18 protein-coding genes are annotated in these 15898 nt (G+C 37.8%); 2 read left to right on the top strand and 16 right to left on the bottom strand.

Features of this window, described 5'->3' with window-relative positions:
- The 6 genes from GN157_RS01140 to GN157_RS01115 form a co-directional block, all read right to left on the bottom strand.
- The gene (locus GN157_RS01140) at positions 1 to 396 is read right to left on the bottom strand and encodes an OB-fold protein (protein WP_157481308.1); all 396 of its coding nucleotides are present in this window, start codon (positions 394 to 396) and stop codon (positions 1 to 3) included.
- Between the two features lie 219 nt (positions 397 to 615).
- Positions 616 to 1677: a phytase gene (locus tag GN157_RS01135; protein ID WP_157481307.1), complete on the bottom strand. Its 1062-nt coding sequence runs from the start codon at positions 1675 to 1677 to the stop codon at positions 616 to 618.
- Positions 1674 to 2654, bottom strand: a complete 981-nt coding sequence (locus GN157_RS01130; RefSeq protein ID WP_157481306.1) for a metallophosphoesterase — start codon at positions 2652 to 2654, stop codon at positions 1674 to 1676. Before GN157_RS01130 ends, GN157_RS01135 begins: the two co-directional genes overlap by 4 nt.
- Before the next feature lie 59 nt (positions 2655 to 2713).
- Positions 2714 to 5521, bottom strand: coding sequence for a TonB-dependent receptor (locus GN157_RS01125; protein ID WP_157481305.1), 2808 nt, complete (start codon positions 5519 to 5521; stop codon positions 2714 to 2716).
- A gap of 142 nt (positions 5522 to 5663) precedes the next feature.
- Entirely contained in the window at positions 5664 to 6809 is a 1146-nt protein-coding gene (alr, locus tag GN157_RS01120) for an alanine racemase (protein ID WP_157481304.1), read from the bottom strand.
- A 2-nt stretch (positions 6810 to 6811) separates the two neighbouring features.
- Positions 6812 to 7930 (bottom strand): amidohydrolase, encoded by a 1119-nt coding sequence (locus GN157_RS01115; RefSeq protein WP_157481303.1) that lies wholly within the window; start codon positions 7928 to 7930, stop codon positions 6812 to 6814.
- 279 nt (positions 7931 to 8209) lie between these two features.
- On the opposite strand from GN157_RS01115, the gene GN157_RS01110 reads away from it, so the two are divergent.
- Entirely contained in the window at positions 8210 to 8491 is a 282-nt protein-coding gene (locus tag GN157_RS01110) for a hypothetical protein (RefSeq protein WP_157481302.1), read from the top strand.
- Between the two features lie 237 nt (positions 8492 to 8728).
- Positions 8729 to 9115 (top strand): YegP family protein, encoded by a 387-nt coding sequence (locus tag GN157_RS01105; protein ID WP_157481301.1) that lies wholly within the window; start codon positions 8729 to 8731, stop codon positions 9113 to 9115.
- A gap of 6 nt (positions 9116 to 9121) precedes the next feature.
- Here the strand turns inward: GN157_RS01105 and rlmF are convergent, their stop codons facing one another.
- From rlmF to GN157_RS01055, 10 genes are all read right to left on the bottom strand, one after another.
- On the bottom strand, positions 9122 to 10063 hold the full coding sequence (rlmF, locus tag GN157_RS01100) for a 23S rRNA (adenine(1618)-N(6))-methyltransferase RlmF (protein ID WP_157481300.1): 942 nt from the start codon (positions 10061 to 10063) through the stop codon (positions 9122 to 9124).
- Between the two features lie 78 nt (positions 10064 to 10141).
- Positions 10142 to 10702: a DUF4256 domain-containing protein gene (locus GN157_RS01095; protein WP_157481299.1), complete on the bottom strand. Its 561-nt coding sequence runs from the start codon at positions 10700 to 10702 to the stop codon at positions 10142 to 10144.
- Entirely contained in the window at positions 10695 to 11090 is a 396-nt protein-coding gene (locus GN157_RS01090; protein WP_157481298.1) for a DoxX family protein, read from the bottom strand. The genes GN157_RS01095 and GN157_RS01090 overlap by 8 nt, the downstream gene beginning before the upstream one ends.
- Before the next feature lie 8 nt (positions 11091 to 11098).
- Positions 11099 to 11566 carry an SRPBCC family protein gene (locus tag GN157_RS01085; protein WP_157481297.1) on the bottom strand — a complete coding sequence of 156 codons (468 nt, stop codon included), beginning with the start codon at positions 11564 to 11566 and terminating at the stop codon, positions 11099 to 11101.
- Positions 11566 to 11895, bottom strand: coding sequence for an ArsR/SmtB family transcription factor (locus GN157_RS01080; RefSeq protein ID WP_035134557.1), 330 nt, complete (start codon positions 11893 to 11895; stop codon positions 11566 to 11568). Before GN157_RS01080 ends, GN157_RS01085 begins: the two co-directional genes overlap by 1 nt.
- A gap of 225 nt (positions 11896 to 12120) precedes the next feature.
- The gene (locus tag GN157_RS01075) at positions 12121 to 12621 is read right to left on the bottom strand and encodes a hypothetical protein (RefSeq protein ID WP_157481296.1); all 501 of its coding nucleotides are present in this window, start codon (positions 12619 to 12621) and stop codon (positions 12121 to 12123) included.
- Positions 12622 to 12716: 95 nt separating this feature from the next.
- Positions 12717 to 13070: a hypothetical protein gene (locus tag GN157_RS01070; protein ID WP_157481295.1), complete on the bottom strand. Its 354-nt coding sequence runs from the start codon at positions 13068 to 13070 to the stop codon at positions 12717 to 12719.
- A 77-nt stretch (positions 13071 to 13147) separates the two neighbouring features.
- The gene (locus GN157_RS01065) at positions 13148 to 13426 is read right to left on the bottom strand and encodes a hypothetical protein (protein ID WP_157481294.1); all 279 of its coding nucleotides are present in this window, start codon (positions 13424 to 13426) and stop codon (positions 13148 to 13150) included.
- A 527-nt stretch (positions 13427 to 13953) separates the two neighbouring features.
- On the bottom strand, positions 13954 to 14301 hold the full coding sequence (locus GN157_RS01060; protein WP_157481293.1) for a hypothetical protein: 348 nt from the start codon (positions 14299 to 14301) through the stop codon (positions 13954 to 13956).
- A 76-nt stretch (positions 14302 to 14377) separates the two neighbouring features.
- A complete protein-coding gene (locus tag GN157_RS01055) occupies positions 14378 to 14992 on the bottom strand; it encodes an EndoU domain-containing protein (RefSeq protein ID WP_157481292.1) in 615 nt (204 codons plus the stop codon).
- Positions 14993 to 15898: the final 906 nt, after the last annotated feature.

Genomic DNA, 15898 nt, shown 5'->3' with positions numbered 1-15898 from the left:
TTATTGATTAATTGTACACTGATCCAGCTTTACCTCCCCAAAAAGTTCGTCAAAGCCTATGCATCGCCCCTTTATCTTAATGTTTTTGCCCGGAATAATATTTTTTGCAGGCACATCAAAGCTGCAATACACACCTGGCTCAAGGGAAACCGAAATGCTGTCATTATCATTTACGTTTCCTATAACCACAATGGTTTTATTGAGGTACATTGAATCTGCCGTGGCAGCATTAGTTTGGTATTCCTCCACAATATCGGGGGCTGTTAGGGTATAGGCTGGTGCTTCGGCGGTTATATCTCTTGCCTCTTTGTACAAAAAACCGAAATAGAAGTAATAGGCCGCAGCCAGCACCAGCAAAATAACACCTGAAACGATTAATATCTTTCTGTTTTTCATATTGCAGATTGTAATAATTTTCTTCTCTCAAGGCTAAATTACCAAACCACATAATGAGAAAAGTGCAAGGAATAGTAAACCCAACGGCTGACTTAGTATTCCTGCCCTTTCACTTAGAATTTGTTTTTACAACCCTTCACTTTAGGGTACAAAAAAAGGCCCTCTCACATTGGGCCTTTTTGTTTAGTAAGATTCAGATAGTCTCACATTTTATCTGTCTTACTGTTTTTTATTTTCGTCTATTACCTTTTGGATAGTGTTCCAATCGTAATAGTGGAAAGTCATACCGTTGCTCATAGCAACAAACATACCTTTAGGAAATTTACCTCCCAGGTTAACACTGGTAGCATCAGCTCCGTCACACTCTATAGTTGAGGTTGGCACCTCTGCCAGTAGTTTGTATTCGTTAGGGTTACCATTAACACCTTCACGCGGGTATACCATAAACGTATTAGCCTGCTGATTTGATACCAGTATATATCCGGTAGAATCGGTAGCCTTGTATATGGCAATACCTTCGTGGTCACGTTTAAAACCTTCTTTACCAAAAAAGGCAAGTTCGTCATTTCCGCCCTCAGGACTGGCACTGTATTTTCTTATACCTACACCTTCGTCGCAGTAATAAAGAACTCCAAGTTCATTATCTACAGCTATAGCTTCAATCTCTTTGTTCCCGCTGTAGTTACCAAACTTCCTTACAACGTTTGCCGTTACAGTACCGTTATCGTTACCGTTTAAACGATACTGCCACAGGTAACTTCCCGAAGGACCGCTTTTTCTGCCTACTATAGCATAAATAGCCGTTACGCTGTCTTTCGTTTGAGTATAAAGCGAAACTCCCATTGGGTCGCGCTCTGTTTCGCCTTCAAAAACTTCGATACCGCCATTATCAATCGGTTCAAGTTCCGGCAGACTAAATATCCTTATCTTGTTTGTTTCCCTTTCGGTTGTTACAGCTACATCTGTCTTTTTATCGCCTACCATAAGTCCGTATGCGATATCCACATTGTTTGGCCTTTTAAGGGTAACCGACTTTTTCACGATTTTACCTTCAAGGTCATACATATACAGTCCGCCATCGGTATCCTTATCTGTACCTACTATATAGCTTTTAGAAGCATCTTCCGGATTAATCCATATGGAAGGATCATCGGTATCGTGTGGTGTAGGTTGTGTTACTACAGCAGGCTTAACGGCATCTTCCCTTACCGGGGCCAGTTTATCTCCGCAGGAAACAAGTGTAAATCCAATAGCTGCTGCAAGTGTTATATTCTTTATCATTTTTTATTCATTTCTGTTGTGTAAATAATATCTCCGTGCTCGTTAACTAACTGCACCAGTAACTTTTTACCGGTTACAGAAAAGCACATAAACCCTGCCTGATTATCGGCAAAAAGGGTTCCTTCACGCTCCCCGCTTGGCCTTACCTCACTACCTGCCCCCGAAAGGAACTGAGTAGTATAACGCCCTTTTGGTTTTACAACCTGCAGGTCGTGCTCGTGCCCGCACAGATAAGCGTCTACTTTATACTTATCAAAAAAAGAAGCAAACTTCTTTTCAAAGGCTTTAGTGTCGTCACTGTTTTTTCTTTTCCCTCCGCTATATAACGGATGATGCCCTACAACTATTTTCCATTTAGCATCGGTTTTTTCCAGTGTCTCAGCCAGCCACTTTCTCTGGGCTGTGGTATCCTGCTTAATGATGTTTTCATACATATCATTATCCTTTTTATAGTAACCGTCTATAAACGGATTGGTATCCATAACCACCATAAGCAGTTTGCTGCCGTCCTTTAATTTAAAAGTTTCACTGTAATACGTATCGGGCATTTGCCAACGACGGCTCACTTTTGTATAATCTATCTGGGCCTGGATGTTACCGTTGTAATCGTGGTTACCCAGTGCCACATACCAGTTTTCATACAGCTTGGTATTGGTATAAATGTCCTCAAACGAATTTTGAAGCTGAGGATCCTGTGTGCTCACTATCCCGTTAGGGTAAAAATTATCGCCTACAGAGATGGTAAAATCTATATCAAGCGTTATGGCAGCAGCCCCCATTTGTTCGGCTACGGGTTTTTGATGGTATTGCCCATGGCGGCCAAAATCACCCAGTACTAAAAAGTGAAGCGCATCGTCTTCCTGTTGCAGCTTTGGGATAAACTTTCCCTGATAACCTGATTCGGTTTCTTTTAAATATCCCTGTGCGCCTGCACTAAGGAAAGCAAAACACGCAATAAGTAAAACTATTTTTTTCATAAGCATTGTTTTAATGAGGCCGGCAAATGAATGCCGGCTCATTAAAATTATATTTTTTATTAGAAGTCAAATTTAAGACCAAGGTTGTAACGACCTTCGTAGTACTCTAACTGCTTCACCCTGTTTGATACGCCCTGGTAGTAACGTAACGGCTGATTGGTAAGATTTTTAGCCTCTGCAAAGATGCGAAGATTTTTAGTAATCTTGTATGAAGCGTTAATGTCAAGGAAAAACTGCTTGTCGTAGTAGCTGTCGCTAAACTCATCTGCACCCAATTCGTCAAGATAATCAGAAGTAAAGTTTGCAGAAGCTCTTGCAGAGAACCAGCTGTTTTCCCATGAAAGTGATCCGTTAAACATGTGAGGTGCAGTACCCGGAAGTGTAACATCTGTTCTTTCGTTACCATCTTCATCAGAGATACCTTTAGCTTTAGAATCAGTGTAAGTATAGTTAACATACACACCAAAGTATCTAAGGAAGCCCGGAAGGAAATCAAGCTGTCTCTGGAAAGCCACCTCAAAACCGTACACATCTACATTATCACCGTTTCTTGACTGGATAAATGTCCACTGCTCTCCTACCGGCACAGGGTTAACCTGTCCAGGGAAATCATTAGCAAAATTATCTGAAGTATACTGGTTGTTGCTGTACGTGTAAATAAAATCCTGAAGATTTTTGTAGAAAACACCTCCTGACACTAAACCTACCGACTTAAAGTAGTTCTCTGCCATTAAGTCAAAGTTGTATGAGTAAGTAGCATCAAGATCAGGATTACCTGCTATAATTTCAGTATCTGAAGCGATGTTGTTAATGTATGGTGCAAGAGCATAGTAGTTAGGTCTTGCTAAAGCTGTAGTGAATGCAGCCCTGATTACAAAATCCTCGGTAGCGTTATATTTAAATGTAACACTTGGAAGTATGTTAGTGTAAAAGTTTGTGTTCTCTATTTTACCTTCAAGTTCTTCTTCGTCAAGTACTCTGTTACCTGTATAGTCAATGTGTGTATTTTCGATACGGGCACCAATTATCATAGATAATTTACTGTTGAAATCCTGATCCCACCTTACATAACCTGCAAAAATATTCTCTTTTGCTTCGTAGTTTACAGCAAGGAATTCAGAAGGATCTGATTCGCTGTCGTAAAGAGCAGGGTTGTTAAGGTCTAACCCACCAAGGTATGCTGCAGAAGCATATATACCCGGCACATACTGGCTTCCCGGATTGAATCCGTCACCACCCCAGTAGCTTGTAGCAACATCTGCAAGAGTTAAGTCACCCTGTGGCTCGTATGTAAAGAAGTTATTTTCTCTTGTTTTATCTTTTAAACGTAAACGTAAACCTGTTCTTAAACGTCCTTTTTGCCCCTCAATAACAGAGAACGGGAAACGGATGTTCACTTTAGCACCAAACTCGCTTTCTTTAGTATAGTCACGGTTTTCTGTAAGTTCGCTAAATTCCATTAATGAAGGATCTTCACCTGTAGTAGTTACATAAGGTTTTTTCATGTTTGAAAGATCTACACCAAAAGGAAGGTCTTCCTGCTCAAATTCAATGTAACGCTCGTTAGGACGAAACTCTCTTGCTGTTGCATAGTTTACACCCCAGTCTAAATCAAGTTTAGGGCTTAAAAGGTGCTCACCTCTTAAAGAGTAGTTTTGTACACGTTGGTCTTCAAGTCTTCTGTTTTTGTTACGGTTGTTATCTATACCACCTTTAGTTTCTCTTTTTACAGCACCTGTATAACCTACAATTTGCTCACCGTTGTATAACGGATCGATATCATCATAAGTAGTTCTGAAACGGTTTTCACGGTCATCTCTCCAGTTGTAAATACCGCTGGCAAAAATAGTATTGTAATCGTTAAACTTATAGTCTATAGCAAACGACCCACTACGACGTATACGTTGTACATCATACTTCCTTATTTGTTGCTCTTTTACATATACGTTCCCGAAATCATCCTGAGTCCAGTCGGCCTCAATGTTGTCACTACCAAAATCGTTATTGTTGTACGATCCGCTAAGAACAACACCAAGTTTGTTATCAAAGTAGCGGTTACCGTAAACAAGTCCGGCAGTATAAATACCTTTATCCCTTATCGGTCCATAACCACCTGCCAGTGTAGCAGAGATTCTTTCACCGTTTGGTGTAGCACGTGTAACAAGGTTTACCGAACCACCAATTGCATCGGCATCCATATCCGGCGTAAGGGTTTTGTTTACCTGAATAGTAGAAATCATATCAGACGGTATAAGGTCCATCTGTACATTACGGTTATCACCTTCGGCAGAAGGAATCCTGTCACCGTTAAGTGTTACCGAGTTAAGTGACGGAGCCAAACCACGGATAATGATGTTACGTGCTTCACCCTGGTCATTTTGCATAGTGATACCCGGTACACGCTTTAATGCATCACCAATGTTTGAATCAGGAAAACGACCTACCTGGTCACTTGAAATAACATTAGTAATGTTACTGTTGTTTTTTTGCTGATTGATTGCTCTTGCCTGACCTCTTAGAGCGTCACCCACAACAACAATTTCGTTAAGTGTTTCAGATCCGCTAACCAATACAAAGTTTACGGTTGCGTTTTTACCCTCTTCCACAACAACCTGTTGTGACTGGGTTTGGTATCCTAAATACAACACCTCTACAGTATAAGTACCTGCAGGTACATTAAGAAATTCAAAATCACCTATTTGGTCAGATACTGTGTATTTATTTCCTTCGCTAAGTCTAACTGTAGCACCGGGAAGTGAGAAATTTTCATCCTGATCGGTAATCTTTCCCGAGATTACCCCGTTCTTTTGAGCATAAGCAGATACACTCAGCACAAAAGCCGTGATTAATAGTAATAGTTGTTTCATTGATTTAATCTTTGTGTTTGTTGGGCGCAAAACTAAAAGTCCCATTTAACGTAAGCGTTAGCCTTACATTATGTCAAGATGACTATAACACTAAATAAATGTTACCACTATTAATAAAACGTAAACTAATATGATGTGTTACCTAAATAATTAAGCGGGGTATATCCATAGGCAGCCTGGTTAATAGTTCATAATTTAGCTGGCTACTTAACTCCCCAAACGAAGCCACCGTAATTTCCTGATCACCCTGTTCTCCTATTAAAGTTACCTTATCGTTTATCTGTACATTAGGGATATTGGTTACGTCAACCACTACACAGTTCATGTTTACCGTTCCTACAACAGGAGCCCTCATTTCATTAATAAGAACATGACCGGTATTACTGAGACTTCGGCTAAAACCATGGGCATAACCTACAGGCACCACAGCCACATGTATTTCCTGATGCGCAAAATAAGATGAACCATAACCTATAAACTCTCCGGGAGGTACAAGCTTTAAACTCATTATTTTACTTTCCCAACTGATAATTCGCCTTAACGGAGACTGTACCGTTTTATATTTATTAAGGTATTCTATTAAAATTTCAGGACTGGGCCAAAAACCATACTGCATAATACCTATGCGTAACATATCATAATGCATATCGGGCAGGCGAACAGCTGCCGCACTACAGCAGGTATGAATCATATTAGGTTCGAGATTTAAGCTTTTAAACTGTTTTAGAGCCCTTTTAAAATTGATTTTCTGCTTTTTAACACGGAAGTAATTCGTAATACTTTCGGCTCCGGCAAAGTGCATGCATAACCCCTGAAATATGAGTGTATCGGTATTATTCTTAAATATATCTGCTAATTCAGGGATCATGGATTGCTCAAACCCCATACGATACATACCTGTTTCCATTTCAATATGTACCAGTGCTTTTTTACCTGTAGTGGCCGCAGCTTTTATGGCTGCATGCAGCCGTTCCATATTAAAAACATAAAACTGAATATCGTTCTCAATAGCCCATGCAAGATCTTCATCTTCTATAGCCCCCATTATCATAATGGTTGTATTTTCAGCTACTGTTTGCTGTACGCGCAAAGCCTCTTCGGCATTAAAAACCGAAAAATGATTTACACCACATTGTTCGGCCATGGTCACATATTCCTCAATACCGTGACCGTAAGCATTGCCTTTTACAACGGCGCTTAATTTTTTATCTTTAAAATATTCCCTTAAAAAATCCCAATTACTCTTTAAAGCATCTTTGCTTAGTTTAATATGGGTGGATTTCATCATAATTATTGTGCTTTTCTCTGTATTTCAATAAACATTTTAATTCCGGTTTCGGTTATCTCATCCGGATAATCATATTCGGGATGGTGAAGCGGTTTGCAGTTTTCGCCCGACCCAACACCAAACATTGCTCCGGGAAACAGGTTAGTAAACACCCCGAAGTCTTCTCCAAAACGGAAACCTTCATTAAGGTTTTCATATTCCAGTTGATTCTCACTGGCAGCCTTATGGATTATAGCGACTGCATCAGGATGATTTTGATTAGACTCAAAAGGTTCAATCATTTCAAAAGTTACCTGTAACCCTTCCTGCTGAGCAAGATTAGTTGCTATGTTTTTAGCTTTGGTAATGGTATCGTTAAGCCTTTGGTTATTATCGGCTCTTATGGTTAAATGCACTGACCCTTCTCCTGCCGAAACACCATAAGCCTTCTCCCCCATCTCCATATATACCGGGGTGATAGTTATATATTCGGGTTTGTTTTCCATATTAAGTTCAAGGGTTTGTAGCATAAAGCTACTCATGGCAGCTGCCGGATTTTTACCATTCCAGGGTTCGGCGGCATGTGCAGTATACCCTTTAAAGTAAGCGGCAAGGCTTACCACACTCGATGTAAAACTCCCTGTTTTACATACTATTTTATGCTTTTTGAATCCCGGCAGGTTGTGCAGAGCAAACACCATATCAACATCAAGCGATTTAAAAAAAGAATCATCGGCTACATTACGGGCACCCCAGCCGTTTTCTTCAGCAGGCTGAAACAGCAGGTATACATTGCCTGCCTGTGGGCGTTGTTTGGCATAATACCCGGCAACACCATACATTATGGTAGTGTGCCCATCGTGTCCGCATTTGTGTGATACCCCGGCAGTTTTAGAATTATACGATAAATCGGTATTGGTTTCCTGTATAGGTAACGCATCAGTATCGGCTCTCAATAAAATATTCTTACCGGGAACAGTACCATAAAAACAGGCAATAACACCTGTATTAGCAACCTTTTCAAGCCTGTCGGGCTTTAAGGGTTCAAGTAAACTGAGTATGTATTTTTGAGTATTGTATTCCTGTTGCGAAATTTCAGGATTTTGATGCAAATAGTGCCTTACAGCGGTTAAGTTTTCCATAATCTCTGTTTAGGCTAATAATTATACTAAAAATTAGGCAGTTAAAAAAGGGTTTAAGAGAACTCCTTCACTTTTTAACACACTTAAGTAAAATTACGGGATTTTTTAAAACCGTAATTTTTACGCGGATATATATGTTTTTACCTTACTAACTTAGCAAAGCTAATCAATTGATTTACAAACAAAAACGTGGAACAGATAACCACTTAAATAAACGGGCGGTATTTATTTCTGAAAAGCCTAACGAGTAAGAAAACCAACTAAAAAATTATTAAAATTATGTCAACTCAAAATTCATTAGAAGCAACATTAGTGGGAGGATGGACTCCTTTTCATCCATTAACTGCACAAGATCAGGCAGTATTTGATAAAGCAATGAAAGGTTTTGTAGGTGTAAAATACACTCCACAAAGCGTATCTACACAGGTTGTAGCCGGTACAAACTACCGTTTTAAATGTACAGCCTCTATACCACCTGCAGAGGTAGTATGGGAAGCTATCGTTGAAATTTTCCAACCTCTTGAAGGAAATCCTTACATTACAGGAATTATAAGACTATAGTTTAAAACAACAACTTTCGTCCAACGGAAAATCCGCTTGATACTTTAAGTATTGGCGGATTTTTTAGTTTCATAACCCTGCTGATTAAAAAATATTTAGCCAATGTTTAGGTTTCCGTATCTCATTTTCTTGATAAATATTCGTTAACACACCTTTTAACCACCCTGTATTTTATTTAGATTTGTACTATTAAGAGCCACGTAAAAACAAGTCTAAGAAAAAATTATTGCAGGAAATATGGGGATGTTCGTGATAAGTAAACGAAACAACGGAGATTATAAATTTGTTTTCACATCCAGAAAGGGAAAAACGATTTTTACCAGCATAGGCTGTAAGCAAAAATCTGATTGCCAGAAGATAATAGAAGCAATAACAGAAGATGTCCAGAAGTTTACTTTCAGGAAAAACGCTACTCCATCGGGCAAACATTTTTTCAGGCTCTCTATTGGCGGACTCGTGCTGGCTACCAGCCGTAAGTATTCTACCCCGTTAATGCTTCAAAAAGGTATTGACGAAATTATTAAATATGTGATTACCGCCGAAATACTTGATTTCTCTGAAGGCGAATCTATTTTCCCTCCCGAGGAAGAAGTATTTTTAAGTGAAGAGGCTAAAGCCAGTTAAGCATCGTTACCAATTTTTCAGTTCGCCTTCACTTAAAAACGTCCAGGCTACAATACGCGTAGTTTTATTACCTGTGCCCATAGCAATGGTTTGGGTTTGGGTTACCCCTATATTGCTTAACGCCTTATAAACCCCTTTTAGGTTAGCTTCTTTTGAAACGAGCGTAGTAAACCAACGGCAGTTATTGGCTACTTTTTTACTTTCGGTAATCATGGTGGCAATAAACTTATATTCCCCTCCGTCGTAGATAAGTTCGTTGCTTACACCTGCAAAATTAAGTTGTGGTGACTTCACCTTTTTCCCCTGTAGGTTTTTAAGTTTCCTTAGGGTTCCCTTTTGGGCATCCTCTGCCGAAGCATGAAAAGGAGGGTTACACAGTGTTACATCTATCTTATCGGTACTGTTTATTATCCCCGTAAAAATATGCTTGGGATTTTGCTGTTGCCTAAACTCTATATTTCCTTTGAGCTTATCGTTAGCTTCAGTTATCTTTTTTGAAGATGTTATAGATTCGGCACTAACATCACAGGCTATAAACTTCCAGCCATATTCGGCTACCCCAAGTATAGGATAAATACAGCTCGCTCCCACTCCCACATCAAGACAGGTAATAGCATCCCCCACAGGGATGTTACCATTATTCCCTTCTGCAAGCAAATCGGCCACGTAGTGAATATAATCTGCCCTCCCGGGTATGGGAGGACATAGGTTTTTATCAGAGAAGTCCCAATACTCAATACCATAATAATGATTAAGCAGGGCGTTGTTTAACAGCTTTACCGCCTTTGGGTTGGAAAAATCAACCGATTCATCTCCAAACTTATTCGGTTTAATATAACCTGCCAGCTCAGGAGTACAGTCTTTAAGCGCGTCCAAATCATATCGCTCCCTGTTTTTATTACGGGGATGTAATTCTGATTTCTGCTGTTTGCTTTTGTCTGTAGGCATATTATTTCTTTTGGCGGAATGGTTAATTATCCGACATCAAAATTCGGCAAAAAAAAGTATAAAGCCAATGCTAAGTTATTAAACCCTTAACGAAGCCCTAAAGCCCCTTGCAGCATAATACGATTCGGCACCATTATGATACAGGAAAACCGTATCATAACGACGGTCACAAAATACAGCTCCGCCCAGTTGCCTTATACTATCGGGCGTTTTAACCCAACTCGATGTTTTAGTATCAAACTTACCAAGCGTTTGCAATTCCCTGTATTGTTCTTCGGTTAAAACCTCTACACCCATAGCCACTGCAACATCAAGAGCACTGTCTTTAGGTTTATGTTCTTTTCTCGATTCAAGAGCTGCACGGTCATAACATAAACTCCTGCGTTTAGGGCTTTCGGGAGAACAATCGTAAAAAACATACTCGCCTGTTTCGGCATCAAACCCTACAACATCGGGCTCGCCTCCTGTTTCTTCCATAGCATCTAGTGACCATAGTTTATTAGGATTGGCTTCCAGTTTTTCCTGCAGCTTATCCCAGCTTATCCCTTCATGCCTCGTCATATTTTTCTCAAAACGGGTTTTGAGTACCTTTAATAGTTCCTGCGACTGGTCGTGTGATAATTGATTTTTACTACTCATTATTTATCGTTGTTAGTTGGTTTGTTTTTCTTGATTCAGGTCTGAAATACCATGAGATCGTGGTAAGCACTATCAATAATATGGGACCGAATAATTCTCCCGCCGGGCTGCCTGATACTAAATGAGACACCACTGCCCCCGTCATGGTAAAAAAGAACCCCGCATAAGCCCATTCCTTAATAACTGGTATTTTAGGCAGGAGTATTACCACTACACCCAAAATTTTCCATATCCCTAAAATGGTGAGAATATAAACCGGATAGCCTAATTGGGTTATCTTGGTTACTTCATCTTCTGTTTTCAGTAGTTGTACTATCCCTGTAGAGAGCATTCCTAAAGCCAGCCAAATGGTAGCAATCCAGTAAATAATTTTATTACGTTTTGTCATAACTCCCCCTACTTTAGTTTTTCGGTTATTTCCTGCAGTCGGTTATGTGCCATGTTAAGCCCCTGTGCAAACGGAAGCTGTAGCATTTGGTTTCGCATCGCTACCGACCTGTACACAATATGCATAGTAAGCTGACTGGTATCATTAGTCAGTTTTTCAAACTCCAGAAACTCCAACTGTGCTTCAAAAGGGGTGTTTTCCATTTCGAAGGTGCGCACTATCCTTTTATTTGGTTCAAACTCATGAAAAGTACCGTTAGCACTAAACACCACATGCCCTTCGGGACTGGTAGTTTCAAACCTGTAACTGCCATGTTTTTTAGCTTCCAATTTCACTACGTTTGTTCCCATCCATTGTGCAAATAAACCGGCATCTTCATACGCCTTAAAAAGAAGCTCCACAGGCAAATCAAACTTTCGGGTAATTACAAGCTCCTGCCGGTTGTCTTCGGCATGAATTTTTGTTTTTAATTCCATTATTGTTCGTTTTTTGATTGATAATTCTTCATTACATCCTCAAGCCTGTTAAACCTTTCATCCCACATTTTACGGAACGGCTCAATAAACTCGGCAATCTCCTTCATCTTCTCGGGATTTAGGTGATAGTATATCTCCCTCCCGTTTTGCTCAGGTCTTAGTAGCTGACATTCGGTAAGTATCTGTAAGTGTTTTGAAACAGTAGGTCTTGCGGTATCAAAATTTGAGGCTATAGTACCTGCGGTCATTGCCTGTGTAGCCACCAGCATAAGAATCGACCTTCTTGTTGGGTCGGCTATTGCCTGAAAAACGTCACGTCTTAAATTCATCGCGTAGTTAAATGACTACAAATATATATGTAGTCATTTAACTACGCAAATAATTTCAGAAAAAAGATTAAAGATCAAGGCTTTAAAAAAACTCTGATTCTAAACAAAGATTTTTTAACTTGTGGAGAAGATGGGATAGTTATCGAACTCTTTTATAAAAGATTTAATAGATTTTAATTTTATAGCAAAAATACACCTATCATCGACCTAGTTCAATATATTAACTTACTGATTATTGACTGACGAATAAGGCTCCGGATATTTTTCAGGATACTCTTTACGTTTATCTATATAATACTGACTCCCTTTCTTATTTGAACCTTTTTTTTCTTTAAACAGAAACAAATATCTGTCCTGCCTATTTAAATATAAAATAAATGTATTGTCATTATAGTCAATAATATCTAACGAGTGTTCACCCCATTTTAAAATACTGTCTTTTGATATTACCCATTCTTCATCATCAAAAAACAAGTCACCGTCTTTAGTAATTTGCTCAAATTCACCATTTAAATTTTTTCGATAGCGAATAGAAGTCCCATCAGTATTAAACTTAAAATAAGCACCTCCTAAATATCCCGGCTCTGCTTCATCATAAACTAACCAATAGTCATTAACTCCATTAACAATGCAGCTATCCATAGGCTGATTATTACAACTTACATAGGTTAGACTTAATAAAAAAAGAAATACAGCTCTAACCATCAGCTTTCTCGTATTCAACATTGTAAACATCTTTTCATGAAAATCTTTAAATTTAGTTACAAATATTCTCAAAATACTTAGCTTTTATTACACACCTGTACTGTTAGAGGACTAGATTAATCAGGGGTATACAATTCCCATGTAGCATTTGTCACAGAATAAAATTGGGGATAACCCTGATACGCAAGATTTTTTAATACAGGTGAAGAAAGATTGGCAGCATTCTCCCTATGAATAGCTTCCGCATCTACAAATCTAAAATTCCCCTTTAATTTTACTTTTTTACCTTCATAAATAGTATCCCAGCACCTTAAACCTGCAATTAGATATATTTTTTCACTATCACTATATACTATAGCTCCGGTTTTATTGCTGTGCGCAATTCCAATGACAGAATCAAAAGTACCTGCATCTTTCCCTGACTTACAGCTCATAATTAGCAAAAAGCAAACTAATACAAAATATTTCATAATTAAACTTGTATGAATAAACTATCTGACATATTAGAGTAACATTTTCAAAGACGGCAAGATATCTTTATAATCCCTTATTCTAATTCTTCAACCCAGCCGTGTGATGATAGCGAATATAACACATCACCTGTTTCTGCAGCTATATATACAACTACCCCCCGTTCCTCCATACCCCACAAAGCGCTGTAACGCGCTATATAGACGGTTAAGTATTCACTTTCATAATCTCCATATAAAATTTTCTTATTTTCTTTTAACTGTATCTCATTAACAGGACTAATGGTAATATAATCACGTCTTTTTTTTCCGAGATATTTTTTTAGTATATCGTGGGCTTCTTCTTTTGTAATCATGCTATTTAATTTTTAAAATGTCATCAATTTGAATTATTTTTTTGTGTATGCATTTCAATGACGGAATCAAGAGTAGTTGTACCTTTTCCTGACTTACAACTCATAATTAGCAAAAAACAAACTAATACGAAATATTTCATAATTAAATTAATTAGTTCAATCATGTAACTCAATAACTAATATAAACAAAAAAACCTCCGGTTTTCACCAAAGGTTTTTACTTGTGGAGTGAGAATGAGGGATTCGAACGTATAACCTAAAACCTGCCCCATTACTATATTTTTTAAAGTTCGTTTTATTTGTGCCACGAAGCTTCTTAAAATCTATGCAAAAACAATATAACCTATTTTTCTATCCGGATTATAATTCTACTACAGATAGGAAATATTTTTTTTGATAATAAATGATTCGAATACCTTATAGCCCACGATATTTTTGGTGATCCTTACGGAACAATTTTCAAACCATTTCAAATCGGATCTACATAATTTAAATAGCTGAATCCCGAATATTTGACATTAACCATACTACTTCAGAAAATTTTTCCACTCTTCAAGAATATTGATAAATTCTTGTAGTGGAAGTGTTAAACTTGGCTCTAAATCAGGATTATTACTTGTCAGGTATGCAGTATCCCTGTCACATATAAATGTTCCAGCATTAACGCTGATAGATATTGTTCCATAAGTATCAGTAAAAACCTCATCAAAAGTTTTTTGGTTATTCTGAACTAGTTCAATTTCAGAAACTGTGCGTTCAATTGTTCCAATATCACTGAGATCTGATAAGAAGTATGATAACATTATGTACTTGTCGCTTGTAGGTTTATTTTCTTTACCTACTACCGGATGAGTATAAAATTCAATTTTTTTCATTTGTCTATTTTAATTTAATGTAAGCTGTTGTTATTTCCCCGCTGGCAGCATCAACCCTAAATTCTATTAGAATCCCCTACTTTGTCATTCCAACAAATCTGTTTCCCTGTTTTACCTGAATATTCATGCTTACCTCCTGAATCACGCTTCTTATTTTTACTTCAGACCATTTTTTTGGAAAAAAGGTGGAAGCCATTTTCTTTACTTTCCATTGATTTAATTCTTTAATCCAGTATTGAACTTTACCACTATAAATTTTTTCGCCGGTTGGCAATTTCCCCAATAATTCAAGTTCCCCCACCAATTTGATGTATTTATTGAGATTATTAAGGGAGCGTATACTGGTAACCTCAACCTCATAAACAAATTTCTTTAAAGGACTTTTACCTCCTCTACCCCGATTAGTGGTGCTGTATGAATACTCTTCTACCACATACGCGGGATCATTTTTGGCAAAGTTAGGGTTAAGCTTTTTTATTCTTATTTCACCATAATTAATATGCCGTGCGGTATTCAAGGTAAACCGCCTTATAAATTCGGTAACATCATTTACTAATATTAGTTTGTTTAAAAGTGCTTTTTTGTTTTTAAGTATCCATTTAACTATTTTCTCCCAAATCGGCTTAAAAAATTCAATAAGGGCCTGTTTACCTTTTGCTAATAGGACAATAATATCGTCTATAAATTTCAAGAAGGCAGCAACAGTCTTTTGAAAATTTTACAGGTAGTATAAGAAACAAAAAAACCTGCAAAATCAATGTTTTGCAGGTTTTGCGATACTTTTTGAAAATTTAGCTTTGTTTTAAAAAAGCTAAAAATTCACTAAAAGTGGAGAAGATGGGAGTCGAACCCCATACGTAAAACCCGCATAAATGCCGGGCTTCTTATATTATCGATTTACTTTGCCACGATTTTGCCACAACTCAAACCTACATAACATATTGACTTACAGAACGATATAATTTTTAACAAAAATACAAAACCCTGAGTAAAATTGGAAATATTAGAAACAAATTGGAAACAAAAAACAAGATACTATCCTACACCTTATGATGAAACTATGCTATTTGTAACGTGTATTTGCCACAACCGTTATATAATAAACTTATAGTTCGATTCTTGTCTTGGCTACTTTACTATTTTAAAATTGGTTGCAGCCCCTAATGAAATAAATTCCAACTTTTTACTAGAAGATTTACAAAAGCTGACTTTGATTAACTCCAATACTTAAAAAGTCTTTATAAAATATCCTCTAAAACACTTTGGAAGATTCGAACACCTTATCGTCCACCATAACTCGCGGTCCTTACGGAACAATTTTCGAACCACTCCAGGGTAGATGTGGGCAAATTAGCTATGTTATAAAGCTATAATATTTAGTCTTGAATTAGATTGTGAAAGTGAAGCTAAAACAGCTATTTTCTTTGAAGTTCGCAGCGTAGGGGTTTTGAAGAGCTGATTTGTCAATTAGCGCACAAGCGAAAATCGGTGATTAAAATATAAGTAAAAAGCCGGACACAAGTGTAGAATGTTATAAAACTTATAACAAGTCCAAACAATAAAATTAAGTATAAAGCCCAACTAAAGATTTCATCTA

The organism is Flavobacterium rakeshii (genome assembly GCF_009741375.1).
GTDB lineage: Bacteria > Bacteroidota > Bacteroidia > Flavobacteriales > Flavobacteriaceae > Flavobacterium > Flavobacterium rakeshii.
Note: the sequence above shows the minus strand (reverse complement) of the source record. Positions and strands in the feature narration are given on the sequence as shown.

Coding starts and splice junctions, on each gene's coding strand:
- GN157_RS01140 (WP_157481308.1), bottom strand. CDS start 396: ATGAAAAACAGAAAGATATTAATCGTTTCAGGTGTTATTTTGCTGGTG.
- GN157_RS01135 (WP_157481307.1), bottom strand. CDS start 1,677: ATGATAAAGAATATAACACTTGCAGCAGCTATTGGATTTACACTTGTT.
- GN157_RS01130 (WP_157481306.1), bottom strand. CDS start 2,654: ATGAAAAAAATAGTTTTACTTATTGCGTGTTTTGCTTTCCTTAGTGCA.
- GN157_RS01125 (WP_157481305.1), bottom strand. CDS start 5,521: ATGAAACAACTATTACTATTAATCACGGCTTTTGTGCTGAGTGTATCT.
- alr (WP_157481304.1), bottom strand. CDS start 6,809: ATGATGAAATCCACCCATATTAAACTAAGCAAAGATGCTTTAAAGAGT.
- GN157_RS01115 (WP_157481303.1), bottom strand. CDS start 7,930: ATGGAAAACTTAACCGCTGTAAGGCACTATTTGCATCAAAATCCTGAA.
- GN157_RS01110 (WP_157481302.1), top strand. CDS start 8,210: ATGTCAACTCAAAATTCATTAGAAGCAACATTAGTGGGAGGATGGACT.
- GN157_RS01105 (WP_157481301.1), top strand. CDS start 8,729: ATGGGGATGTTCGTGATAAGTAAACGAAACAACGGAGATTATAAATTT.
- rlmF (WP_157481300.1), bottom strand. CDS start 10,063: ATGCCTACAGACAAAAGCAAACAGCAGAAATCAGAATTACATCCCCGT.
- GN157_RS01095 (WP_157481299.1), bottom strand. CDS start 10,702: ATGAGTAGTAAAAATCAATTATCACACGACCAGTCGCAGGAACTATTA.
- GN157_RS01090 (WP_157481298.1), bottom strand. CDS start 11,090: ATGACAAAACGTAATAAAATTATTTACTGGATTGCTACCATTTGGCTG.
- GN157_RS01085 (WP_157481297.1), bottom strand. CDS start 11,566: ATGGAATTAAAAACAAAAATTCATGCCGAAGACAACCGGCAGGAGCTT.
- GN157_RS01080 (WP_035134557.1), bottom strand. CDS start 11,895: ATGAATTTAAGACGTGACGTTTTTCAGGCAATAGCCGACCCAACAAGA.
- GN157_RS01075 (WP_157481296.1), bottom strand. CDS start 12,621: ATGTTGAATACGAGAAAGCTGATGGTTAGAGCTGTATTTCTTTTTTTA.
- GN157_RS01070 (WP_157481295.1), bottom strand. CDS start 13,070: ATGAAATATTTTGTATTAGTTTGCTTTTTGCTAATTATGAGCTGTAAG.
- GN157_RS01065 (WP_157481294.1), bottom strand. CDS start 13,426: ATGATTACAAAAGAAGAAGCCCACGATATACTAAAAAAATATCTCGGA.
- GN157_RS01060 (WP_157481293.1), bottom strand. CDS start 14,301: ATGAAAAAAATTGAATTTTATACTCATCCGGTAGTAGGTAAAGAAAAT.